The organism is Irregularibacter muris (assembly GCF_024622505.1).
Lineage (GTDB): Bacteria > Bacillota > Clostridia > Eubacteriales > Garciellaceae > Irregularibacter > Irregularibacter muris.
Genome location: NZ_JANKAS010000002.1, coordinates 1 through 24,540, shown reverse-complemented (window position 1 = coordinate 24,540; position 24,540 = coordinate 1). Strand labels below are relative to the sequence as shown.

Genomic DNA, 24,540 nt, shown 5'->3' with positions numbered 1-24,540 from the left:
AAGCTGGTTTGGGATTCCCCTTACCAGCTTCTCCTATTGCTCTATGACTTTATCTTTTTTCTTTGTAGCACACCATAGACAATCGCCGTAATAGGAATGGATGCCAAAAGACCTATGCTCCCTGTTAATGCTCGTACAATTTCCGTGGCAATTAAATCTAAATTAATGACCTTCAGCATAGAGGTTTCATAGGCCATGAAAAGTAGTAGTAGAGGAATAGCACTACCAGTGTAGGCCAAAATCAAGGTGTTGGACATGGTCCCCATGATATCTTTCCCCACAGTAAAGCCTGATTGTACCAATTCCTTTACTGTAATGGAGGGATTGGTATTTTTAATTTCATCCATGGCTGAAGAAATTGACATAGCTACATCCATAACGGCTCCTAGTGCTCCAATGATAATTCCTGCAAAAAGCAATCCTTTAAAATCAAATGAGATACCTTGGGGAATATACAATAGCATCTGAGCTTCCTGGGCACTTAATCCTGTTAAATGAACAATATTTCCCATGATATAGGACAATACCCCCGCTATTAACACACCACTAAGGGTGCCCAAGATGGTGGACAGGGATTTAATGCTAAAACCTGTAATGATAATTATCGTCACCACTGTTGTAAATAGACAAACTAAAATAGCTAGTATAATGGGACTATGCCCCTTCAGCATCATAGGCAACATAAATTGTACTATGGCAAAGGCTGTGATTCCTAAGGAAACCAAGGCTTTTGTTCCTTGCCATCCTCCTATTAATATAAGAAGAATAATGAATAAAAGGGTTAAATTTCTTAAATTGGGCCATCGGACAAAATCTGAAATAAATATATTTTCAATCTCTGATTGATCCTCCGTTAATTCCGCATATAATAAAACCTTATCCCCTTTGTCTACCCAGATATCATAGGCAGCATTACCTGTATTCATATTCTCAATGACTTTTTCTTGTCCTTTAAATTTTCCATCGAGGATTTTCACAGTAACTATTTGTACTGTATCTGTAAAACCTTGGGCTTCTAGGTCTGCATTTTCTAATTTCCTCTCTTCTATTTTGAGCACTTTTGCCTCATAGAAATCCGTAGGCAATTCCACAGTATCTTCTGTAAAATTATCCGATTCTTCCATCGTACCATCTAATAAATCCCCTTGCTGATTTTCATCTATATCGCTATCATTTTCATCAGCCAACGTCACAATGGGTGATAGAATTATTAACATAAAAATTAAAAAAAATATAATCGTCTTTTTCAAGGTTGTCCCCCCTAAATTAGTCTCAGACCATTATATCCCTTTTAAAAAGATGATTCAAGTTAGGGTTCTTATGCGTCCCTATATATTATGTCGACTGGAAGGATAGTCAGTTTTGTCATTTCCTAAATACTGAAGGTTAGCTGAAATATTAACAATTTGTAGATTTGGGTCGTGAGAGATTTGAACGTTTTTTGCTCTCCCATCATCACCTCTATAAATCAAATATTGACCAATAATATCAGAGGCAACCTCCTGGGACAAATCATTATAAATGGTGAAAAAATCCTTCTCATTCATCTCTAAACTCATATTTGTCATTCCATTTCCCTGCATTCTTGTTTCCCTTATACTATTGAACATATAAAAAACTCCCTTCCCTGTTTTTTATTATTCTATCCTTTTCCTATAATTTTCATAATCTAAATTGCGATATTTTTATGGGAAAGAAGTGTATATTTTTTATTTCTAAATAAATAATTGTATATCTGAACTAAGAGCATCTTCTAAATACTCATATACTTCTTTTATCTCTAGTTCAGGAATTAATTCTTCTTCTTTAAAACCCATGACTTCCATGGATAATTTACAACCATAGAATTTGATGTCTTTTTTTCTAGCTCCCTCTAGAAAATCCTTTAACTGGGGCTTGTTGCTTTCCTCCATCATTTTCTTTAACATAAATTGTCCCATACCCGCCATATTCATACGGGAAAGAGGCAGTTCTTCGGCCTCTTTAGGGGTAAATAGGGAAAAGGCTTTTTCTAAAAAGCTTTTTTCAAGCTCTTCATTTTCCTGTTCTTTTCTTAACACCAAAAGTCCCCAGAAGGCAAAAAACATAGTGACATCCATTCCCATTTCGCTGGCACCATTGGCCAAAATCAAAGCTGCTAAAGCTTTATCATATTCTCCACTGAAAACTAATAAATTCAATCTTTTTTTTGTCTCTGCCATGTCTATTCCTCCTTTGTTTGTTCTTATTTTCCCTTAAGAGAGGATAAACATACAAAAATTCAAAAAAAAAACAGAAAATGATCAAAATTCTCTGTTTTCTATGTAAAATACAATATTCTATTTTGGCGGGAATATGTGGGAATCCACCCTACCCAGACTGATCCTAAGGCTCCACAACTGATTTTGAAGAGCTTTGTTCTATATTAAATCTGATTTCCTTTACTATGATTTAATGGCTATAAGTATTTCATTCACTCACTTTGAATCTAGTTTGATATATTTTTTCTTATAATTTAATTTCTTTCGTACACCATTCGTGTACCTCTTAATAGTGTGAGTAGCAATGGTGTCCAAAGTGGAACACTGCTGCTATTGGCACAAAAGGATACATATCGTCAGAGGAATTAATTTAGGGCTGCAATTGACGCTAAACTCATATATTATGAATACCTTTTAAAAACTCTTTCTTTTTAATGGTAATATCCATATAAGTTTTTGTATCTATAACTCCATCTCTTAATAAAGTTTCAGCTAGATTTAGGAAAGTATATATTATATCTTCAAGTTCTTTTAAATATTGAAGTTCCATAATCAACCTCCTAACAAATATAAAATTTGACTATATTGTTATATGTTTGACATAGAAATCGTAAATCCTTCATTAGAAATAGGATTTTTTTTAAAATAAAGAAGATCAGAATTAATTCTGATTAATATCTTTTCTATATGACTTATTTTCTTTTATACACCCTTTGTGCACCAATATTACTCTAACCAAATTGAGCTTTTGGATCCACTTTACCATCTGTAAATGTACAGTTCATATTGGAATTCCCTGAATTTAACTGAGTATTTAAGTTGTTTTTCTAGTTTTTAAATTTATTTTTATTCTATCTTGATAAACGGTTTATATCCTAATGCCTGCATTTCTTTTTTTAGTTTTTCAGCATTTTCCTTCTGTGCAAATGCCCCAATTTGCACTTTATATAATTTACCATCATCTTTCACCAGTTCTGGTTTTGTTTCAGGCTTTTTCTTCAATTTATAATAACTAGCAATGGCAGTGGCATGGGATTTTGCACAATCTTTTCTAAACTTATCATCCTTCAATAGTTTAGCTTCCTCTTTATTCGTCATGAAGGCATGCTCTACTAATACCGCACTCATATTTGTCCCCCTTAACACCTGGAAATCTGCTGTTTTCACTCCCCTATTTCTTAATCCTGTTGCTTTTATAATTTCCCCATGAATAATATTTGCTATATCTTTTGTTCTCTGTGGGGTTATAGGATGGATATAAGTCTCTGTTCCTCCTGCAGTGTTCCACCCTCCATTTCCAAAGGCATTAGCATGTAGAGATAAATATAAATCTGCTTTCCAATCATTGGCTTTCTTTGTCCTTTCTGACAATGGAACATCTCTTTTTCCCGTAGGATCATGAACAAATAGCACATTTACATTTTCATACTTCATTAATTCATTCTTTAAGTATTCCGCAACCTTAACATTAAATTCAAATTCTTTCATTCCATCTGGTGTTCTTTTTCCTGCCGTATTAAGACCATGACCTGCATCTATTGCTATTTTAACCATTTAATTTTCCTCCTCTTCTTTTATAAGCTTACTAGGACCTTTCTTATTACCTTCCTTAATCTGTATAAGATACTCGGCCAAAGGTTGAAATTGCGGTACTCCCATAGCTGTAAGATTCTCCAGTAAGGATAACCCCTCCATAGAAAAATAAAATAAAATAGCCCCTGTTCTTATGCTACCAGTTTGGCCAAGGGCTTGGTCCACAATATTCGCAAAGGCTATCATTATCAATATCCCTACTTTTTTGTTAAGACCTCTTATACCTGTTTCAGAGCTTGTACTCTTATGTTTCTTAGAATTCATTAGCCCGGTGACAATATCGAACGCCATAGTGAACAGTAGTAATTTAATAAATAAGTCGTATCCTCCCACCATGGCCCCGAAAACACCTCCTACAAATCCTATTATTCCGCCAATACTCCATTCTGTCCTACTGTAACCAAACATTTCTAATATAAAGTTCTTTATAGTTTCCATCCTTTCTCTCCTTTCTTTTCATAATAAAAAGAGACCCCTTGGGGATCTCTTAGCTGTACTTTCTATATTGATGCTCAAATTTCAAACATTGAAGTTGAACATAGATCTATATTTCTTTTGCAGGGCTTAATTCTAGTTTTGCCCTTGAATGGTTTACTATTTCTTGATTGATATGGCCAAATGCGCTAATCCCTAAGTATACAAACATAATAAACAAATTACCCATTAAAAGCGTGTAAAAAGCCTTATCGGTTGGAAATCTATCTGTCACGCCATGTGTTAAATTAAGAGAATGTAGTTTTATCATAAACCTACTCAAAATACCATCTACTAGCAGTAAAGGTATCATAGGGGCAGTAACTTTTTTCCACGGTATTTTCTTGATAATCTCCTCCACTATTTTGCCCTCCTTAAATGATAGTTTAATGCTATCATGAAAGAAAATGCTATTGATAGTGGTTTCAGAACTATGCTAACATCTTCTGTGAAAAGAGATGGAATCCAGCTAAGAATTATCATCAAAACGGAAGATGCAAATAATCCTAGGTAAACATTCCTTTGGATTTTTAATATTTTGTTTATTTCTGATTTAATTTCAGCATTCATATCTATTACCTTCCCTTCAATATAACTGCTAACTTTATTATACTCTATGGTTCTTCTTAGCGTTATATGTGTAGAAGAATTATTAACTATAATCGGCTGTTTTATAACACTATTTATGGAAGGTCTTGAAGTAAATTTATTTGGTGTTATTGATGGGCAAGGCACTTGAAACATATTGTTAATATTAAGCTTTACTGCTGTTTCCATTAATACCAGCCCCTTTGACTATTATATAATCATCTTTTAGCTTAGTATTATCAAATATTACTTCGTATTTATATTTTCCTTCCTTCATAAATACTACATTCCTTAAATCAAAATCGCCAACAAAGCCATCTATTTTTGGAATATTTTCCTTGTTAGGATTTGGTGGAATTTGTATGATTCCAGTATCTACAACTATATTCCCATCTGGATCCATCAATTTATACTGAAAAGCATGCTCTTTAGCAAAATCAAACTCATTAATCCCAAATATTACCGAAAACGATAATTGACCTGGTACAAAGGCTGGTTTTAATGAAAGTAAAGGTGTATTAATTGTTTGAATATTTTGTCCGTTAATAAAATCATTTCTAGTTTCATTTGCATACATAAAAGTCATTAGTTTTGCCAATTTCATTCCCCCTTATATATCTTGTCCTATTCTTGTTTTATGTTGATTATAACATAAAGTGGTAATTATTACATATTTATTGTTAAATATACTCACATATCTTATCGATTAATAGGGGGATTTTAAAGAAATATTTCTTTGGTTATGTTGTGACAAATAATAAAAAAGAGGACTCATAAGATATCTCAAAAGAAGGGCATAAAAAATACACCCTTCTAGGTGCTGAGTTTTGATGCATTTATTTCTATTCTACAGTGCTCTCGTCTACTGTTGGCTTCCCCCCCCATACCGACAAGATAGCATTTCTTTGCTGTTCAGGTAATTCTGTTTCTACTTCCTGTCTACCTCTAACACTATTTACATATGCTCTCCTATGGGGCTGTCCTATGGGATATTCCATGCCTTCATGATTTATATATTGTTGTTTTTTAACACTTACACTATTTTCATTAAGCATATCTAAAGTTATTTTTTCTATCATGCTTACGCCTCCTTAATTATCCTATATGGTAAACACCACTACCATGTATATATTTAGTACTTGTGAATGGCACAGCTTGTGCAATAGCTTGGGGTGACGAACGCACTCGTATATCTGTACCCCTAATGCTTGCATAATCAGTAGCGCCATCTAGGTTAGATGGTGCTACTATATATCTGTACCTATCTGAGCCACTCGAATAAAACGGAAGTCCAGTTATAATATAATAGCCCGTACAGTTAGTAAAAGATTCAACATTCATCCTAAATGTTATATAGACTAAATCGCCTATTCTAACATAAGTTCCAAATCTCTCGTAACTTCCGTAATCTGCCACCCCATCTCCATTAGTAGTAGACAGCTCGGCACTCCATGACCCTCTCTCAATTTCTAGTCCATGCACCCCACCACTTTGCTGCATAGTTTCTGCCAGATGTAAATCGTCTTTAGTTTTCAATTCATTAATAGCACTTACTAAAGTTGATTTATCTATTGTTTCTAAAAATGAAGGATCACCTATTTTCTCATAGAATTCTCTATCAAAAAACTTATCTAAACTTTCCCCTGTGTCGGGATCTATGATAGCCTTTGGGACTGTTTTAGGATAGACAAATCTACCAAATCTATCTTTAAATGTATCTATCAGTGCCATTAAATCACCTCTCTTTGAAGATTCTGTTTTATTGGGTTAAGACGCATTAATATTCGAATACGCCTTAAAGCTCTCTGTCTTCTTCTACAATTTCATAATTGGTTATTCCAAGATTTTGCGCATTATCCATCAAAGTTTTTTTAATTTTTTCCTTATCATTTTCAGTTATACTCATTGCCATCACTTCTTTATCTGTATGGTTATCTATTAATACTAATATCATTTTTATTCACCTCCATGGAACATCGCTGTGGTATATATTATCGCTGCTTCTGTGATTGTCCCAGTTTTCTGCCATGTAAGTTCCAACCTGCCGTCTGGCTCAATACTTCCTACAGCTAGCACAGAGCCACCTGTAGTATTACTCAAGCTTATTAAGTTAGTGCTTCCCCCTGTCATTATCCCGGATGAATGTTGACTCATCCGATATTGTGCATTTGATTCTATAATTTCCCCCCAATTTGCAGACGGCGTATCATTAATACGTGCCATTATTGATATTCTTTTTGGTGGTTTTTGGAAAGGTCCTATATATGTCTTTGAACCAGATGATATATTAGCTAAAATAACAGATGTCCCAACAAGTTGCGTCATACTTTCTGCCTTATGTTCATCAACTTCTTGCCTTAGCTCATTTTTCGCACTTTCTAAATTTTTTATCTCTCTATCATGCCTAGTCAATACTTCCCCAGTATGTTCCTCTAAATCCTCTATATATTCCGTTTCATCCCCTGCACATCTTACAATGCCATCTAACATCTGATTCAAATTTTTGCCTGAATCTTTATCTGCAACTGCTTCTGTGATGGTACGGGGGAAAAGATAATTGCCATACTTATCTTCTAGGTAGTCAACTATCGCACCTCTCATTTTTTTAAGCATCTAATCACCTCTCTTTATTTCCATTCTCCAATAGCATGACAACTAACCCTGTATAACGTTTTATCATCAAAAATTCCCCCTTCTACAACCCTTACATTGCCCCCAGATTGTGATAAATTGACAACGTATAGGGAATGTAGTGTTGTACTTTTACCAGCACCATTTATCTGTTTGATAGTTGCTACAGGAATCACAACAGGAATATAGGTAAAAATGGCGGGAAAAGTCCAGTAGTTTTGTGCATAGACATTGTCTGCACCTATAATTTCTAAATTTTTGATATAACATGACATAGTTCCATCAGCGTATTTTACATACACCCCATTATCATTACTTCCTTTCTCCACTATTGAACCCATAGCAATAGATGTTTTTAACTCTTCACTAAGCTCTTGCCTTGTAATTCCGTCACTCATATAATCACCTCTCCATTCACTTGTACTGTTCTGTTGGTAGATCTACTTTTCTAGAGTTATTTTTCATCATATTTATACCGCCATTTTTTAGATATAATAAAACCCAACAATACCATAAAATTGGGTATTATCTTTGAATTCTTCATTAGTTAAAGTACCATAATTTGAATCTGGTACATTTAGTCTTAGCCATATTTCATCTTTACTACCTACAATGAGTCCTATAGGCTGTTGATTGTCAGCATAATTTAAGCGATAATAGTTCCCAAGACTAACGCTATTATAAACAAGCGGTGAATCACTAGACACAAAAGGCAAGCCCCTAATTGTAGCAAACCCTATTGCTGTTCCTTTGCTGGCTAAACTAAGCCTGATCTTAAAATAAACAATATTCCCAATCCTTGTATATACACCATTTTGGGTACCAGCATAAACTATTCCTTCTTTACTATCTCCGAAATGTAGTTCTGGCGTAAAAGTTCCTTCCTCATAATCTTGACTTACTATGCTTCCCAACCCCTGTACTCTGTTACTCGGTAAACTATCAATAGCAATGACCTTCCCGCTTACTGAACCATCTTCTCCTATAGGTATGTTCTTCCAAACTTCAATAACTACCCTTGACTGCACTTCTAATGCCTTCGTAAGAGTGATGAGTCCACTTTCTGATACGGTAAAATAATCTGAGTCTCTAGAGACCGTATTAATATATAATTTTACTGTATCTGTTTGCTTGTCAAATGTGTCTAGTGGTATGCCAAACTCTTTAGTGCCTGATGGTATAGAATTAAATTTATACTCAAATACACTTAGCTTAGGTATTCCCGTTTCAGTAATTAATGTAATTTGACTATCTGTATAGTTTCTTGCGTATTCTTTAGTGGCGTAATCTTCTTCTAACTGTCTCTCTATTTCCCTAGTATCACCTATAAATATTCTATCCTCGAGAGAAACTTCTTCTGCCTCATTAGCCACACGAACATCTCCTGAAATCTCTTGCCCATTGTATGTCAAGAAACCTTCTTCATTTTCATCCAAATTGTCTATCACGGGCTTATTGTCATGATTATGCTTAAACTTTTCTCTCTCTGTTTCATTTTGTTGTCTTATAATCTCATTATCTTTTCTAGTATTTTCATTGGTTATTCTAATTTGCTCTGCATTATTTCGATCAATTTCCCCTTTGATTCGACCACTTGTTTCATCGCCTTCTGCTAAAACTCTTTCTTGTTCTTTTGATATCCTTATAGACTCATTGTTTTTTCTATCTGACTCATTTGACTTTCTAGTGTTTTCATTGGAAATTCTAATATTTTCCTCTGATATCCTACTAGCTTCACTAAAATTTCTCTCTTGTTCTTTTAAAACTCTAGACTGTTCATTTGTTTTTCTAATATTTTCTTCTGACAATCTATTCGTTTCTGCATTTTTTCTTTCTTGTTCTTCTGTCTTTCGCAGATCTTCATTCTGCTTTCTAGTGTCTTCATTTTCAACTCTGATATTTTCACTTGATTTTCTAGTATTTTCTTCCACAATCCGATTATCCTCATTTTCTTTTCTAATGATTTCATCAGATTTCCTTACCTTTTCATTTTGTACTCTCTCTTCCTCACTTTTTGCGGCATCTATCAAAATATCAATGAGACGTTGTTCATTTATCCCCTCAATAATATCATCTGTGATCAGAGTCTTTTTAACGTCAACATTGAATATGTGAGTTGAAAGGATCTTATCATCTTTAGTAAATCTTATTTCTGCATTAAGTATACCTTCGTGCTCCATTAGCTTTGAAGGATAAAGAATTTCGTATATCCCTTGCTCAACATCTTTATTTGTAGCAATTACCATATATACATCTTCTGATTTATGATGTTTTCCATAAAATTCGCATTCTATGCCAGTTGCATCAACCACCATATTATTGCATAGTAACTGTATCTCTAACCCTCTAGTCTTGTAATCCCCTTGTTTCCCTATTAAATATTCAACTACACCAATTTGTTCATTTATATTAAACTGAATCTTTTGCAGACCACCTAATTCTTTTAAGTCCATCTATATCACCTCCTTATAAATATTTTGTAGGAATAAAATCTTCTTTTATGTTCAGTTTGCCATTTTTTACTATAAAATGATGGGGACTTTGCATAATATAGCCATCGTAGTCTACTATAATATAGTCAAATATCTGCTCGTAATCTTGCTTTTCTTCTCCAAACCAGTTCATGTCTTGCTCTCCTGTACATAATTCTTTAATTATACTTGTCCTTTTGTTGTAAAATAGTGTTAGTTTATCAAATTGCATAAATCCACCTCCCTAATAAATTGCAATAAGTAATCCTTGAACATTACTCATTTCTAAATTCCTACTGTCTTTATGTACACATAGTTTATATCCAACCAAAGGCACTCTAGCTCTAGTATAATCATTCACATAATCTGGATGACCTGTAACCACTACTCTATGCAAGTTCCAATTTACTCCTGGTGCTTGCAAACTATCTGCAAATGCTACATATACAGTAAATTTCTTTCCTCTAAACTCACTTGGTAGGTCTATCCAGCGAACAGAAGATGATCCCACTACAAACCCTACCATGTGGATTAAATGGTGGTAAGTTTTTCCTGAGCCTGACACATACCTTTCCATTCCTGCACTGCTTATTCTCGTGTAGCTACCATCAGAATGATTATATCTTGAATATTGGTTTGTGTGAGTTGCGGTATCACCACTTTTACCGCCTAATACAAAGTTCCCTCCGTTAAGGCTTAAAGTGCTACCATTCCAGTACAGGGAATAATCATTAGGACTATTCCCTATTAAAAGGGTACCATTTGTAAGATCAAAGTGTACTTTTCCTCCCTTTAGCAACCCGCCTACAAAAGCATCTGCTATAAACCCTTTTCCATCTCCAAACGTTCTAAAATCAAATTCTCCATTCGATTTCTTGCTGCCTGCTATTCTGAATGCTCCACCTAGTAACTGTATAGCCATTGTGGCTTCTTCAGGATTAGGCTTATCATAGGTGATTAGCCCTCCACCTTCTTCACTTATAAAAACATATCCTCCCTGGGAATTCATTCTAGTATTTAGTTCATCCACAAGATCATTTAGAAATTGTGCGTTGATTGTGCCATCTTGATTAATAACCTGAGCTCTATCCCATACGCCAGCTCTATCCCTAAAGTTATCTATATATTTCTGCTGTTTATTTAAAAAATCGGATATATTAGGCAAGAAATTACTTAGAATTATATCGTTGTTTTCTTCTTCTAAAAGATCCCTTACTATCCTCACTGCTCTAGCCTTTAATCTTAACTCAGGAGTAAATTCTTTATCTATTACCGCTACACTATCCCCTAGTTCTGCCCCACCTAGATCTATTATCTTAACCTCATAGGTCACAAGAGGATAAGATACTTCTTCTAACCTCTTTTTAGTAAGCTCTAAAAGCTCCCCAGGATCCTTACAGTCATCAAACTCTACTTTGCCAAAAACATGAGCTTTTGCACCATTTCCTTTCGGTCTTCCCCAAATTAATCTAGCCTCGTTGTTTTCTACATATGCCTTGTTATTATTAATTTCGCTAAAATCCATCCTTCTACTATATCCTTCACCTACTTCTTCGCCTTTTCCATAGCCGTATAGAGCGGTTATTACATCTTCCTTATGAACTGTTTTCGTTATAAACTCTAAGTCCTTAGTGTAAGTAAATCTCTTACCTAAGTTCTGTCCTCTTTGAGCTAGTAAATCCACATATCTATGGGTTATTTTGTTTCCGCTAACTATTACCCTTGTTCTTATTTCACCTTCCCAAGCTTCTACCACCTTTTGCACTGCTTCTTTGGAAGATATATGATTAAAGTTTATACTCGCTATGCCTAAATCATCAACAATACCTACTTCCCAGCGTGTAGGTTCCAATGCTACTTGAAGGCCTACGTTAGCAGTTACATTATATAGCCTTTCATCTTCTATATAGTCTCCTAGGGTTTCGTAAAAGCTACTTTCACAAAATAAATTCTTTTCTATTCCTACTTCTGCATGTGATTCTTCTATCTCGTTGACGATAAACTCCTGCCAATTGCCATATTTGTCCTTATAGGTAACTTTATAACCTTTCTGAATATTTTGATCCAAGGTAATTAGTCCTAGAGTATCCTCCCCGTTTATTTCCTCTGTATGTTTGGCTTCTAATATATTTTTTAATGTTCCAATTAGTTTTTCTTCTTTATTAAATAATAGAAATTTCATCACAGCCACCTCTCCCTATATTCCAAGGTAACGTTACCACTAGATACTAGTATTTCAAACTCTCCTACAGGTATAGGGAAAAAGTCACTTTCCAGATATAGCCTTGACATTAGAGAATATCCATTTTTAGCAATATATTCTTCTTCTAAATCAATCACTACAATATCTCCCGATATAAAATTATCTTCCAAATATAAAAACTCCCCTGTGTTTAGGAGAGTTACTTTTAGATGGTCCATATTTTCTATTATTTCAACGATAATTATACCAAGGGATTGATAAGTACCCTTATTGTATGCTTTTAGTCTATTTTCAAATTGTATTTTTCTAAGTTGACCATAGGCGATAGGATCAGGACATATAAAATTAAGCATAGTATTTCCATAATACAATATTTCATCTAAGTCCGTATCCCCTTCTAATTTGGCCATATAGAACTTGTCTAACTCATCGGGGAATCTTAATTCATTAAGATTTGGAGTATATAGCGTATTAGCCAAGTGTCTTATAATAATATTTAAATTCTCTTTGCTAGATCCTTTTATCTCAATCTCTGCCGATATTGACCTTGGTTTTATTTTTGTTCTTCTGAGAGTCACTCCATCTCTCCCTGGTCTTTGTTGTGTAATATTTTCTATAGGAGGCAGCATGCCTTTTTTAATATTTTTAATTTTAAAATACTGTCTTAAATCTATACTACCGAATATCATATTGTCGCTACCCCCATTCCTCTTCCTTTTCTTTTTCTTAATCTATCTAATTCTTGGGCTACTTTTTCAATATCACTTTCCTGTCTAATCACAAACGTATTGCCAGTAATAGTGGTACTATTATCAGAATCATCATGATTTTCCACTATTCTTTCAACCCCATTTTTTTCACTTCCGGCTATAATTTTATTTCCAATGCTACTAGATTCAAAATCAACCATAGCTTTCATTTTTCTAGTTAGCTTTGAAAGTTCATTGTCTACATCTCTCTCAAGCTCCGGCATACCCTTTTCAATCCCTACACCAATACCAAGGGTAAGGTTTTTCCCAACTTCATCTCTCATTACAGTAGATGGAGACTTGATTCCAAATATACTTTTTATGCTCTTCATTATAGAATTTCCAAAACCTTCTATCTTGCCTAAGACCCAATCTTTAGCATTGTTAATTCCATTCCAAATGCCTTGTACTAGGTTATTTCCAATATCTTTAGCACCACCAAATACGTCCTTTATACTGCTTATAACCTTTATCCCCATACCTTTTGCAGTCGTTACTAAGGATTCTACTAGTATCTGAACACCTGTAATAAGATGTTCTACCAATCCTTTTCCAATCTTAGGAGCATCCCAAAACACATCTTTAATGGCTTGAATTGCATTATCTGCAAGTCCCTTGGCTGAACTTCCTAGGTTTTCAACCATACTAACTAAACCATCTTTTAATTTAGTAATAACACCTTTTCCTAGGTTCCACCAATCATACAATGTAAAGGCATTTTCTATCGCCATAATTATGGCTGGGATATTTTCTATAAGCGTGGGAATAGAATCTATCAATCCCTTTATTAATTCTAATAAGATTTTAATGCCCATCTTTAATATCTGTGGTAGCTGTTCGGAAATGGCATTATAAAACTCATTTATTATTCTTGGAACTTCTTCTATTAGTTTTGGTAGATTCTCTATAATCCCCTCTACCAATGCCATCATTAATTGTATCCCTGCATCTATTAATAAAGGTAGATTATCAATAATTATGTCTGCTACCATTATTACGGCATCTATTATTTGGGTGATTAGATCTGGCAATATTTCAGCTATACCGGTAATTAAAGATATCAAAAGTTCTGCACCAAGTGTAATGATTTCTGGTAGCAATTCTAATACAGTTGTAATCAAGGTTTGCACAATCGATAAGGCTGATTCCACTATATTAGGGAGATTTTCCCTTATTCCTTGTATAAAGGACATAAGCATATTGCCTGCTGCTTGCAATAATGTGGGGGCATATTCAGCTACTTTTGATATCATATCTGCAAATATTTCACCTAGGACCTGTACTGCACCTTCAAACCCTTTAGGAATACTTTCTAATCCATCACCAAAGTATTCAGCCCTTACACCTAATTCTTCCATACTGTCTTGTAGGTTTTCATTAAAGTTCAAAACATTGGTTAATCTCTCCACGTACCCTGTAAGGGTTTCTACAACATCTTTAAGAGGGTTATCAAAGCCTTTATAAACGGATATTCCCAATTCCTCTAAGGCACTTTTCAGGCTCTCTATTTTCCCTTTTAAGTTATCGTTTAGGGTTTCAGCCAGTTCCCCAGCGCCTGCTTCAAAGTCCATTCCTACTTTAGTAGCAGCTATTCCCATTCTTAAAAGTGCAGTCCCTGCAGAGACTGTGGCTGTTTCTACTGTTTTTAAGGCTTTTCCTGCAACACTACCAAGCTTCTTTATCCCTGTTTCAAAATCTTTTTGATCCATCTTAATATTAAATATTAAATCTTCATCATACGCCATTATTCCACCTCGCTTTCACGAATGTTGAATAACGGCTCAAAGGCTCACTAATTATTCAATCTTTATCTCAACTTCTCTTTTGCATTTTTTGCATTTTATATATATATTTTGGCTTTTAGCCTGACTTTCATAGATCAATAGTTTTTGTCCGCAGTAGGGACATTTAAACCAACTTTTATTTTTAAAACAATATAACCACCTCATTTCTTGCATTAAAAAAGCATCCCTTAGGATGCTAAAATCTATACCTTCCAACTCTTTCCACAGCTTTGGCAAATTGCTTGACTATGCGTTCTACTTGTTACTTTATTCGGTTTGAATATTTTAATGATTAACCATGGTAGAGTTAAAAATACCCACATAACCGGCTCAAACCACCAGCCTATGAATATCCAGTATAGAATGCCATGCCTTTTATTTTTAACATGTGTAACAGCCTGTACATTAACATTTTCACTCTTACATTTAGGACAAATCATAACGATACCCCCTCATTCAGTATTTATCCATAATATACCAGATAAATAAATAATGCACAAGGTTAAAGCATATTAAATATAGCACTATTAAAATCTCTTTCCTTCTCTTCTTGTGTTCTATTGTCTGGTAGAGCATATATCTTTTTCATTTTTCTATAATATTTCTTTTCCTGTTCACTCATATCATTATCAATTGAAATAGCTCTATAACCCATAATTTTGGATATAAGATTATCCTCTTTTAAACTTTTAAATAGAGCCCTAAATTTCCACCAATGAAGATATTCTACGTCCTGCAAATCTATTCCATACTGATCTAAAAAAGCAGAATAGATATACTCATCATCATACTCAAATGAATATATCACCTCTACTTTATTGGTTGGTTCATCTTTTGCACCATTACTACCTTCATCATTTTCTCTCGCACAACTATAAAACCACAATACTTTTTCTATAGCCTGTATAGGATCATGGGGTAATTTTGGATAATATAGATTTAAAGCTATATCTATTTTTTCATTGTCTACAAGGGTATTATCTTGCATTAATAGTTCAAACAGTATGCTAATTCTAAAATCTGTATTGAGTTGATACTCTATATCATCAATAACCACTGTTTCTGGTACTAGATCTATCAGGATATTCATTCTTACTTCTTAGCACGCCTTTGGGGCCTGTTGGGGGAATATGCTTGAAATTTAGTATCTCTATCTGCCTTTACTTCATCCATTAGATAGTTTATTATGTCTAAGCAGTCAAATAAGCCTACTTCCCTACCCACAAATATCTTTTTACTAGCTCCCTCACCTAATATGGAATCAAGTGTTTTAATGCAGAACTCTATTGTCTCCTCTAAAGCTACAACATAGTCTTCTCTTTTTGTCAATTCATTGCTTAGTTTTTGTGCATCCTCTGAAAAGGTCAACACTCTTTTTACGAGTTCAGGATTTGTTGTATCAAACTCAAATAAATGTCCTGATATATCAAGTTTTAAATTATTATTCTTAAATTCAAATCTCTTTGCCATAGGCTTTAAACCTCCTTATTATATTCCTGCTTCATCATCTTTAGTGAATGTACAAGTTTCCCAGCCATCAGTTGAAGTGGCTTCCCCTTCTATTCGTGACCCCTTTACTTTAAATGTACCGCCATAGGTATAGGCATCTACATTATCGCCTTCAGTTCCAGGCACTACTACAAAGTCTCTTTTTACTGCTTTAAAGCTATTTTCTGTGGTTCCCGGTTGCGTAAGGTCTACTACTGCAAGAGTAACCATAGCTCCATCACCGATTTTTTCCTTGTCTATAATGTCTACTAGTTTTTCGTGCACTGGATCGTTCTGCATTTGGTCAAATGTGAAATCAATTGAAGTAGATATTGCGACTACATCTGTAGTTTCAAAAGCTTCATCTATATATTGTCTTGTATATTCCTTTGGGTTTTTGTTAGTAGATAAAGCCGTAAAACCCTTCATTCTATTAAATGTACCAGCTTCTCCATCTAAAAAAGCAACTTTCTTATTTCTTGGTGTAAACATTTTATAACCTCCCTAATTTTCATAATAAATTAACCTACATTGTATTTGATATCTTGCATTATCCTCACTAACATCAAATAAATAACCTGTTGTTAGTGCTTCTAATCCAATAGCTTTTTTATTACCTTCTAATAGTGGTAAATTATCCTTTTCTGTTTGTTCATCTAACCAATCGCTAAATTCTTCATAAAACTCACTATTTTCTAAGTTTTGTAAAACATCAGCTCCATAATATTCTCTAGATCCAAACACGAATACATATTGTTTCAAAACCCCGCCATCTACATATCTTTTAATAATACCTGTGGTAGGTTGGCTATCAATAGTGTATTCTGTTGGTTCCACTCCTAAAAAGTCTACGTTTAGCCTTGCAATTTCATTCAGCAGAGGACAATTTAAGAAATATTCTCTTACTTTTTCTATAATCACTTCTTCTCACCTCTACCCCCAGCAATTTTAGCACCACCATTCAGAATTATTCTTGTTAATCTTAGTGGTAATGCCTGGTGTTTTGTCAACTAGTTCTTCTATTTCAAACAAATAATTATTCTCCTGTTTTATCTTCTCTAGTTGCTCATTGATCCCGACTAACTCACCATTGTTAAGCTTAAGTCCTTCTAAATCAAGCAAAGCCTTTACTGCCTTTACATTCCTAGCCTTAGCACCTGCTAAAGCCTTTTCTAATGCATGGTCAAACTGGAGTTTCTCTATATCTGCCTTAGCTTGAACTTGAGTGTCTTCAAGCTTTTTTTGGAAATCCCTTGCCGATTGCTTAATTGATTCAATATCCATCTCTTTATAACTTTCAATTTCTTTGTTGGCTGTGTCTAATTGTCCTTGTAAGGTTTTTACTTCTTTTTCTTTCGTTTCAGATAAAGTCTTGTATTTCTCAATATCTTTACCATTCTCAGCCATAATCTTGTTTATTGTTTCTTCCTCTAGCCTTAACTCTTTTAAAAACTCTCTTTTCATAACTATCTCCTTTCAATCTACGCTGATTTACGTCAGTTGCTTTGACTCGATTTGCTAATATATCGTCTTAGCACACGAATTTTAGGCATTAAAAATAGACCTTTTAATGACATATCTAGGTCAATGCAGTTTATAATTATTGTTTTCGGTTCTGTTCATATATCATCTTCCATCTTCTATATCACCTACTCAATTCCATTATCTTTAGAGTTTGGATTATTCTGATTAGGTAACATCTCTAAAGCCTCGCTTTCAGTAACACCATAACGCCATTCTAAATATTTCTCAGGTTTGATTAATCCTACTGCAACCTCTTGCATCTTTATTGTCTGTTCTGTTGCGGTATCTACAATCAAGCTATCATCAAAATCAAAGCTTGTTTCAGGTTCTATAATAGGCTTATTTAAATAGAAATTCCTAAGTATCGACATTGCATCTATCGTATCAATTAAAGCTTTCTTTAAGGCTTTTTGTATATCTACGACAGTGGAATAAGACCTTTGTTTACTAGCCTTTATTTCCTCTGCTGTTTTAGTACCTATTTGCATGTCTGATAATGTTCCATATACTAATCCACATGCAAATTCTATTCTCATAAGAATTTTATTTAATCCATTAAATAAAGACTCATCACGGATAGGTGGATTAAAGACTTCATAAAATCCATCGTTCTGATCTAGTCCAAGATTTCTGAATAACCTTTCTTTTCTCGAGGGTAATTCATTACTATTCTTTAGAGCTGTTATATCCGCATCTATAGCTAGTTCTGAACCTTCATACTCCCATATAATCCTAGAATACTGTTCATCTGCATCCTGAATTAAACTTGTAGCTCTTGAATAGCAACTAACCCCTAATGGACTTGTTAAATCTAAGTTGTTAGCCTGAGGATTCCTAAAGTACCCAAACAATGGCTTAACTACATTATTTATAATTGCAGTTTCTGCTAGCGAAGCCCATCTTTCAACTGAATGTAACTCTATTCTTTTTCCTAATGTGCTTTCAACTTTTGTTCTAAAAGCAACATTATTGATTATATAACTACCTCCTGTAAGATCATGCTCTTCTATCCTTCTATAGATTGTATCCCTTTCTTGATATTCATCTATAAATACTATATGATCTATATTTCCTGCTCCATTAAAGCTTATTGGAATATATAAATCTGGTGTCACATAATCAATAACTATCTTGCCTCTGTCAATATAAGGTTTTAGAATCAATCCTCCTAAGGCTAATCCATATTCTGTAAACATTCTAGCATAATCAACTACATTTTGATAATCTTCATCTAATTCTTCATCATTAGCAATTTCTGACTTCATTTCTATTGTTGTTAATCTTGCTAGTTCACTAGCTATAGAAGCAGGTAACCCTATGCTTAAGGTTTCTGATCCTAACCATGGCGATTCATCCCTATACATATCTAACCATAGTTTGTAATTATTTGCACCAGTGGCGAATGTTTCTTGCCCATTTAACCTATCCTCTACTAATTTTATTGTCTTTTTATCCATTTCATCACCTACCTTTGTAGTACTTTAGTAAACTTCTCAAAACTATATTCAAATCCATCTAGTGTATCTATATCACTAGTCCCATCATCTAACCTAACTGGTCGTATCTCTTTAGGGTCCCATAATGGAGTAGATAATGCATTCTTCAGAGTTTCACAATGTTTAGTATAATAAAACCTATTATGAAAAAACACTCTTTGCAATGAAATCTCATTCCATCTGCTAGAGTGCCTTAACATAAATCTCCTTACTATCATTAAAACATGAAATATTACTTTTGTCTGTGGGGGAATTGTGGGTTATTTATTTTTCACTGCAATTTCTCTTATGTAATCATAACTATATCCTAGCTCATCCGCTATTTCCTTTAATGTTTTCCCTTCGATCATCTGCATATTCTTTACTTTGCATTTTAAACCTTTTAAGCCCCCTATACATTCTTCTATTTCTTTTATTTTGTTAGTATTATACTCAATATCACATTCATGAAGATATATTTCATTATCAATTCTGCTTATTTTTTCAATAACTTCATTTAAATCCATTGTTTTGTCTCCATGAATATTATCTGCATCTACATAAGATCTTCCTGAACTATATCCTTTTGGTCCTAATAATTTTACTAGTTTATCCCTTCTTTTTTGTGCTAACCTAATTAAGTTTTTTCTTATCTTTATTTCCTCTTTGTAGTCTTTAAGCGTATAACTCATACAATTCTCCCTTCACTTTTTTTCTTTTGCCTAGAGTACTCTCCACAAATATATCTAAACATCTATTCAACCTCCTATTTAACGCGTTTAAATTAAGCATATTTAGTCGCTTACCAGTAGGGTCCAAAGTCCTCCATTTTGCTATCAAAGTTAATACCAACAATCATAGTCTTTTTGTTTTTATATTTGTTTTTGGATGTTTTCTTTTTTACAATATATCTATTTCTATCATTCTTTCTATGCTTTGAACTCCCTGAAATCATATACTGTAATATCGCTTGTTTAACTTCAGTTACTTCCCTACGTAAGAAATTGTACATAGTCCTTAAATTTTCATCTTTTTTCAACACCGACATAAACATTTTAATTCTCCTCCTTTGGGTTGATTTGATTAGCCTCTCAATCTATAATTCAGTTCAGGACCTTCAAAAATTATCATTCTCCCTTTGCACATCTCTAAGATTCTACTCCCGATTGCCTCATCTATGTCCAGAAGATCCAACTCTGTTTTTTCACTGGATATCACTATGGGAAACCCGTTAAAGTACCTATGGTTAATAATTTCAAACATAATATTCAGGTCTGATTCTGTGATTCGCCCTTTGAATAGATCATCTATGATGAGCACCTTAGCATTTTGATATTTGCTAATTTGCCCCCTATAGTAAACATCATCTAGCATATTTTGCTTGAGTGCTGTAATGGCATTTCTGTATTCCATGTAAATTACTGGTATGCCAGACTCTATAAGCTGATTACCTATAGCTATAGACAAATGGGTCTTTCCAGCTCCTACTTGTCCTAAAAAAGCTATAGAATGATTTCTCTCTCCTGCTATTCGTTCAAAGTTTTGGATGTATTCTATGGCGGTCTTTTTAGCATTTAAGAATACCTTGTTTATAGGTTTAAAGTTTTCAAAAGTCCTATCTCTAAAGGACTTGGCTATGCCGGATTTTTCTAACATGTTATTAGCTTCTTTTAACTTTCTGCACTCACAAAAACCCACAATTTTTTCTTCAATCATGGTAAAGCCAGTATCTTTACACCTATTGCATTCAAACTTAGAAGGCTCTGAATTTTCTGAGCTGCTCTTCAGAATATTTACTCTTTCTATTAGATTGTTTATTGAATCCATGGATATTCCCCTTCTCTCTTATTAGTTTTAACGGCTTGCTTTTAAACTGTCTTTTCTCCCATGCTTCCTCAAGAACAGGCATGAAGTAATTAAATGACTTAATGGTGCATTTCCCATTACGCTCTTTGTTTGCCTTTACAGTGATGTCCATGGTCTCTAGAATAAAATCCACAGGATAAAGGTTGCAGGTATCAAAAATGATTTTTAAATCAGTACTGCCTACCACAGCTCTATTTAAGACATTAGCGGCATAATGTTTTTCTACAATTGCACATGGTGAAGGGTCAGCACCTTCGTCCAGTACAGGATCCTGTTGTACGGAGTCGGCATCCATATCGGCGACAGGAATATTTTCCTCTGGTTGGCCAGTAGTAATAGTAGTAGTAATAGTAGTAGTATATAATTCTTTACCTTCTTGTTTGTGCCCACCTACTGTTACCTTAGCGTTACTTTCGTCCCCGTCATATCCTTGGTAAACCTCATAATTTAGCACCTTATAGTGTGTTTCCCTTCTGTTCCCTTCGTCATATATTTCTAGCATCTTATTTTCTATCAGCCAATCTAATATTTTCTTGATTGTTTTAGGATTTGGGGTTTTAAAAATCCCTCTTTCATACCAACCTACCCATTCAGAAATTTTTCTTATTGATGTCAGCTTTTCACCCCTTTTTATAAGTTTCTTTTTTCCTTGATAAGGAATTTCATTGTCTTGGTGATTAGCTTCAAGCATAAGTCTTTCGCAAACCCTAAGATAAAGAGGTGGCATCTGGTATATATCGCTCTCTACTATCTGCCTATAAAGTTTTATATAGCCTTGGGACAATTAATTCACCTACTTTTTCATGTATAAAATATTAATTCTTGGTAATACTATAATTAGAGCGGTCTTTAGTCCCCCTTTTGACCGCTTTATATACATAAATAAGGTGAGTTATGGTTAGGGGACCGCTCACCTTATTTTGTTTTTTGCTACTGTTCTCCTTGTACTTCCCCTTCAGCCTCTATAAATGTATCCTCCGCTGGCACCTCACTCATATCTTCTTTAATCTCTTTCTTTACTGTTTCATCTATAAATCTTAAATATTTTATTTCTATTTTAGAAATTTAGTTGGTAAAAAAATTTGTTATTTTGCATTTTAATATCGTTGATAGCTCTGGCAGCATTTCTGCCTTAAACAAATAATCGCCATTTTCATATTTTAAATAAGTAGAAGCATTTTTAAAACCTAACTTATTAGCTAGTTCCTGCTGAGATAGATTCAATTTTATACGTCGTTCCTTTATATAAGCCAGATTTAACTGTTTCATTTTACACCCCCTGTAATAACTCAAATTAAATTTCTACTTTAGAAAGTTTCTAAGCTTATTGTATATTTCTATAACAGAAATGTCAAGCATATTTTAGTAATTTATTTCTATTTTAGAAAAAGGACTTATTTCTATTATAGAAAAAGTATATAATTAAATTGTTTCTGATTTAGAAATACGAATTGGAGGTATATAAATGAATGTGGGAAAAAGAATACAAAGTTTAAGAGAGCAAAAAGATATGACTCAAAAAGAATTAGCAGACAAAATTCATATAAATTATAGTGTTATGAATAGGATTGAGTCTGGTGAAAGACCCGTAAGGGATGAAGAAATAAGAAAAATTGCTGATGTACTGGATGTTTCCACCGACTATCTATTGGGCAGAACCGACATCCGCAACCCCTACGAGCCTGAAACTATAGCAGCCCATCATGACGGGGACGAATTTACCGAAGAAGAACTTCAATCTATTAAGGAGTTTAAGGAGTTTTTGAGAATGAAAAGAAAAAATAAAAACAATAAATAAGGCATAAAAGGGGGACGAAATATGAAATACGAAGCACTTTTAAAACTATTAGAAAATAAAGATGTTGAAGTAATAGAAATTCCTTTAGAAGGGGATTTAAAAGGCTTATATGCCGATAATGTAATAGCAATAAATAAAAATATTAATACATATACTGAAAAGGCTTGTGTTTTAGCCGAAGAACTAGGGCACTATCATACTACTGCGGGTGACATATTAGATCAATCTAAGATCGAAAACAGAAAGCAAGAATTAAAGGCACGTAGATGGGCGGTAGATAAGCTAATACGGATTGAAGACTTTATAGATGCTTTTGATGCTGGCGTGCAAAACAGAGCAGAACTAGCGGAGTTCTTGGGGGTAACTGAAAATTTTATTGAAACAGCAATAGATCACTTTAAGGGGATTTATGGTTTATCTCATACTATAGGGGAATATACGATATGTTTTAGTCCATTGGTTGTTTATAAAAAGTTTATTTAAGATATAAAGGAGGTTATATTATTGGACAAGTTCTTTAGGTTTATTCCAGGATTTAGGAGTAATATCCTGTGGAAAAAGATCTTGGCATCATTCTACTATTTACTAGCTTTTATATCCCTATTTGGGGATCTAGCAGCAGCCTCATTTCTTTTTGTAGGACCATTTGTAGTAATTTTCATTTATCAATTTAGCATTCCATAAGCGAAAATCAATTTCTTCTGCTAAGGCTTTAATAGCTTTTATAGCACCGGCTATTTTAATGTTTATTGCCTTAGGTTCAATTACTCCGGATACAGTTGATCAATCTAATTCATCCTTGCCCCAAAGTTCCATTAAAAACCAAGATAAAATTAATGGATCCGTTAGCCAAGTGCAACCCAGCGGGAAGCAGGAAAACAAGAATCAAAGTGAAGAACAACCAGATGATAAGCAGGAAGAAAAGGCCCAAAACAAAGAAGAAAAAGCAATTGAATATGAAGAAAAAGAAAATTATACAAATAAAGAAAAAAAATCTACATCTACACCAAAGAAAGAAAATACATCAACTGCAGCTGTTAACTCACCTATTCAAACAGAAAAAACAACTGTAACAAAGCAAGCAAGCTCCAATACTAATAAAGCTTCATCAAGTAAGCAATCAACAAAGACAATTACTTCAAATAAAACAAATACAATTACTTCGAATAAAAAAGCTCCAAGTACAACTACATCAAATACTAAAAAATCAACATCATCTGCACCACCTAAATCTACTTATAATGGTGAAGCAAATAGCAAAGTTACTGCTTCTTATGTTGGCAATGCGAATACTAAGAAATTTCATAAATCCGGTTGTTCAGCTATAAAGAAAATGAATCCTGACAATGTTGTTAATCTATCTTCAAGAGACACAGCAATAAATGGAGGATTTAATCCTTGCGGTATTTGTAAACCATAGTAAAATATATATACTTTACAAAGCACACTGTTTATCTAGTAAATTAGCAGTATGCTTTTCTTTTTATAATAATAAATACTGCAAGATAACAAGGACCATTGTTTTAATGGTAAGCGTCTTTTAATAACATGTACCAATAAATAATGGCGGCCAAATGGCCGCCATTATTATCTATTATTTCGACTTGCATGCTGCCTGAACCTGTGGGTTCCATGGAAGTAGCTTGTCTAGAAAAT

At 33.9% G+C, this 24,540-nt stretch carries 33 protein-coding genes; 3 read left to right on the top strand and 30 right to left on the bottom strand.

The genetic code is table 11. The annotated features are described in order from the left end of the window. Positions 1–41 precede the first annotated feature (41 nt). From NSA47_RS02380 to NSA47_RS02235, 30 genes are all read right to left on the bottom strand, one after another. The gene (locus NSA47_RS02380) at positions 42–1,250 is read right to left on the bottom strand and encodes a YibE/F family protein (protein WP_257529286.1); all 1,209 of its coding nucleotides are present in this window, start codon (positions 1,248–1,250) and stop codon (positions 42–44) included. Positions 1,251–1,328: 78 nt separating this feature from the next. Then, the gene (locus tag NSA47_RS02375) at positions 1,329–1,610 is read right to left on the bottom strand and encodes a hypothetical protein (protein WP_257529285.1); all 282 of its coding nucleotides are present in this window, start codon (positions 1,608–1,610) and stop codon (positions 1,329–1,331) included. A gap of 105 nt (positions 1,611–1,715) precedes the next feature. Continuing rightward, positions 1,716–2,201 (bottom strand): DsrE/DsrF/DrsH-like family protein, encoded by a 486-nt coding sequence (locus tag NSA47_RS02370; protein WP_257529284.1) that lies wholly within the window; start codon positions 2,199–2,201, stop codon positions 1,716–1,718. Positions 2,202–2,634: 433 nt separating this feature from the next. Continuing rightward, positions 2,635–2,790 carry a hypothetical protein gene (locus NSA47_RS02365; protein WP_257529283.1) on the bottom strand — a complete coding sequence of 52 codons (156 nt, stop codon included), beginning with the start codon at positions 2,788–2,790 and terminating at the stop codon, positions 2,635–2,637. 296 nt (positions 2,791–3,086) lie between these two features. Then, positions 3,087–3,794 carry an N-acetylmuramoyl-L-alanine amidase gene (locus NSA47_RS02360; protein ID WP_257529282.1) on the bottom strand — a complete coding sequence of 236 codons (708 nt, stop codon included), beginning with the start codon at positions 3,792–3,794 and terminating at the stop codon, positions 3,087–3,089. Then, positions 3,795–4,271 carry a phage holin family protein gene (locus tag NSA47_RS02355; protein ID WP_257529281.1) on the bottom strand — a complete coding sequence of 159 codons (477 nt, stop codon included), beginning with the start codon at positions 4,269–4,271 and terminating at the stop codon, positions 3,795–3,797. A 106-nt stretch (positions 4,272–4,377) separates the two neighbouring features. Further along, a complete protein-coding gene (locus NSA47_RS02350) occupies positions 4,378–4,668 on the bottom strand; it encodes a hypothetical protein (protein WP_257529280.1) in 291 nt (96 codons plus the stop codon). Then, a complete protein-coding gene (locus NSA47_RS02345) occupies positions 4,668–5,084 on the bottom strand; it encodes a hypothetical protein (protein WP_257529278.1) in 417 nt (138 codons plus the stop codon). Before NSA47_RS02345 ends, NSA47_RS02350 begins: the two co-directional genes overlap by 1 nt. After that, positions 5,062–5,493: a DUF6941 family protein gene (locus tag NSA47_RS02340; RefSeq protein ID WP_257529277.1), complete on the bottom strand. Its 432-nt coding sequence runs from the start codon at positions 5,491–5,493 to the stop codon at positions 5,062–5,064. The genes NSA47_RS02345 and NSA47_RS02340 overlap by 23 nt, the downstream gene beginning before the upstream one ends. 244 nt (positions 5,494–5,737) lie before the next feature. Next, positions 5,738–5,974, bottom strand: a complete 237-nt coding sequence (locus NSA47_RS02335; RefSeq protein WP_257529276.1) for a hypothetical protein — start codon at positions 5,972–5,974, stop codon at positions 5,738–5,740. 16 nt (positions 5,975–5,990) lie between these two features. Next, the gene (locus NSA47_RS02330) at positions 5,991–6,626 is read right to left on the bottom strand and encodes a hypothetical protein (protein ID WP_257529275.1); all 636 of its coding nucleotides are present in this window, start codon (positions 6,624–6,626) and stop codon (positions 5,991–5,993) included. Between the two features lie 64 nt (positions 6,627–6,690). Then, positions 6,691–6,849, bottom strand: coding sequence for a hypothetical protein (locus tag NSA47_RS02325; RefSeq protein WP_257529274.1), 159 nt, complete (start codon positions 6,847–6,849; stop codon positions 6,691–6,693). Between the two features lie 2 nt (positions 6,850–6,851). Further along, positions 6,852–7,508: a hypothetical protein gene (locus tag NSA47_RS02320; protein ID WP_257529272.1), complete on the bottom strand. Its 657-nt coding sequence runs from the start codon at positions 7,506–7,508 to the stop codon at positions 6,852–6,854. A gap of 14 nt (positions 7,509–7,522) precedes the next feature. Next, positions 7,523–7,924: a hypothetical protein gene (locus NSA47_RS02315; RefSeq protein WP_257529271.1), complete on the bottom strand. Its 402-nt coding sequence runs from the start codon at positions 7,922–7,924 to the stop codon at positions 7,523–7,525. An 87-nt stretch (positions 7,925–8,011) separates the two neighbouring features. Beyond that, positions 8,012–9,979, bottom strand: coding sequence for a BppU family phage baseplate upper protein (locus tag NSA47_RS02310; protein ID WP_257529270.1), 1,968 nt, complete (start codon positions 9,977–9,979; stop codon positions 8,012–8,014). Positions 9,980–9,992: 13 nt separating this feature from the next. Next, entirely contained in the window at positions 9,993–10,229 is a 237-nt protein-coding gene (locus NSA47_RS02305) for a hypothetical protein (protein ID WP_257529269.1), read from the bottom strand. Between the two features lie 12 nt (positions 10,230–10,241). Further along, positions 10,242–12,179: a phage tail protein gene (locus NSA47_RS02300; protein WP_257529268.1), complete on the bottom strand. Its 1,938-nt coding sequence runs from the start codon at positions 12,177–12,179 to the stop codon at positions 10,242–10,244. Further along, positions 12,179–12,889 (bottom strand): distal tail protein Dit, encoded by a 711-nt coding sequence (locus tag NSA47_RS02295; protein ID WP_257529267.1) that lies wholly within the window; start codon positions 12,887–12,889, stop codon positions 12,179–12,181. Before NSA47_RS02295 ends, NSA47_RS02300 begins: the two co-directional genes overlap by 1 nt. Continuing rightward, a complete protein-coding gene (locus NSA47_RS02290; RefSeq protein WP_257529265.1) occupies positions 12,886–14,694 on the bottom strand; it encodes a phage tail protein in 1,809 nt (602 codons plus the stop codon). The genes NSA47_RS02295 and NSA47_RS02290 overlap by 4 nt, the downstream gene beginning before the upstream one ends. A 541-nt stretch (positions 14,695–15,235) precedes the next feature. Continuing rightward, positions 15,236–15,823 carry a bacteriophage Gp15 family protein gene (locus NSA47_RS02285; RefSeq protein ID WP_257529264.1) on the bottom strand — a complete coding sequence of 196 codons (588 nt, stop codon included), beginning with the start codon at positions 15,821–15,823 and terminating at the stop codon, positions 15,236–15,238. Positions 15,824–15,825: 2 nt separating this feature from the next. Beyond that, positions 15,826–16,203, bottom strand: a complete 378-nt coding sequence (locus NSA47_RS02280) for a DUF6673 family protein (protein ID WP_257529263.1) — start codon at positions 16,201–16,203, stop codon at positions 15,826–15,828. Positions 16,204–16,221: 18 nt separating this feature from the next. Further along, positions 16,222–16,713 (bottom strand): hypothetical protein, encoded by a 492-nt coding sequence (locus NSA47_RS02275; protein ID WP_257529262.1) that lies wholly within the window; start codon positions 16,711–16,713, stop codon positions 16,222–16,224. A gap of 12 nt (positions 16,714–16,725) precedes the next feature. Beyond that, on the bottom strand, positions 16,726–17,142 hold the full coding sequence (locus NSA47_RS02270; protein ID WP_257529261.1) for a chloramphenicol resistance protein: 417 nt from the start codon (positions 17,140–17,142) through the stop codon (positions 16,726–16,728). A gap of 27 nt (positions 17,143–17,169) precedes the next feature. Further along, positions 17,170–17,685, bottom strand: a complete 516-nt coding sequence (locus NSA47_RS02265; RefSeq protein WP_257529260.1) for a phage scaffolding protein — start codon at positions 17,683–17,685, stop codon at positions 17,170–17,172. Between the two features lie 185 nt (positions 17,686–17,870). Beyond that, positions 17,871–19,202, bottom strand: coding sequence for a phage portal protein (locus tag NSA47_RS02260; RefSeq protein ID WP_257529259.1), 1,332 nt, complete (start codon positions 19,200–19,202; stop codon positions 17,871–17,873). A 299-nt stretch (positions 19,203–19,501) separates the two neighbouring features. Next, entirely contained in the window at positions 19,502–19,912 is a 411-nt protein-coding gene (locus tag NSA47_RS02255; RefSeq protein ID WP_257529258.1) for a hypothetical protein, read from the bottom strand. Between the two features lie 110 nt (positions 19,913–20,022). Then, entirely contained in the window at positions 20,023–20,274 is a 252-nt protein-coding gene (locus NSA47_RS02250; RefSeq protein WP_257529257.1) for a hypothetical protein, read from the bottom strand. Positions 20,275–20,303: 29 nt separating this feature from the next. After that, complete coding sequence (locus tag NSA47_RS02245; protein ID WP_257529256.1) at positions 20,304–21,047, bottom strand: ATP-binding protein; 744 nt, start codon at positions 21,045–21,047, stop codon at positions 20,304–20,306. Then, positions 20,974–21,870 (bottom strand): hypothetical protein, encoded by an 897-nt coding sequence (locus tag NSA47_RS02240; RefSeq protein WP_257529255.1) that lies wholly within the window; start codon positions 21,868–21,870, stop codon positions 20,974–20,976. Before NSA47_RS02240 ends, NSA47_RS02245 begins: the two co-directional genes overlap by 74 nt. Positions 21,871–22,151: 281 nt before the next feature. Beyond that, positions 22,152–22,355 carry a helix-turn-helix domain-containing protein gene (locus NSA47_RS02235; RefSeq protein WP_257529252.1) on the bottom strand — a complete coding sequence of 68 codons (204 nt, stop codon included), beginning with the start codon at positions 22,353–22,355 and terminating at the stop codon, positions 22,152–22,154. Positions 22,356–22,551: 196 nt separating this feature from the next. On the opposite strand from NSA47_RS02235, the gene NSA47_RS02230 reads away from it, so the two are divergent. The 3 genes from NSA47_RS02230 to NSA47_RS02220 all read left to right on the top strand — a co-directional run bounded on the left by NSA47_RS02230 (position 22,552) and on the right by NSA47_RS02220 (position 24,304). Beyond that, positions 22,552–22,884: a helix-turn-helix domain-containing protein gene (locus tag NSA47_RS02230; RefSeq protein WP_257529251.1), complete on the top strand. Its 333-nt coding sequence runs from the start codon at positions 22,552–22,554 to the stop codon at positions 22,882–22,884. 21 nt (positions 22,885–22,905) lie between these two features. Continuing rightward, entirely contained in the window at positions 22,906–23,367 is a 462-nt protein-coding gene (locus tag NSA47_RS02225) for an ImmA/IrrE family metallo-endopeptidase (RefSeq protein ID WP_257529250.1), read from the top strand. A 259-nt stretch (positions 23,368–23,626) separates the two neighbouring features. Further along, complete coding sequence (locus tag NSA47_RS02220; RefSeq protein ID WP_257529249.1) at positions 23,627–24,304, top strand: hypothetical protein; 678 nt, start codon at positions 23,627–23,629, stop codon at positions 24,302–24,304. Positions 24,305–24,540: the final 236 nt, after the last annotated feature.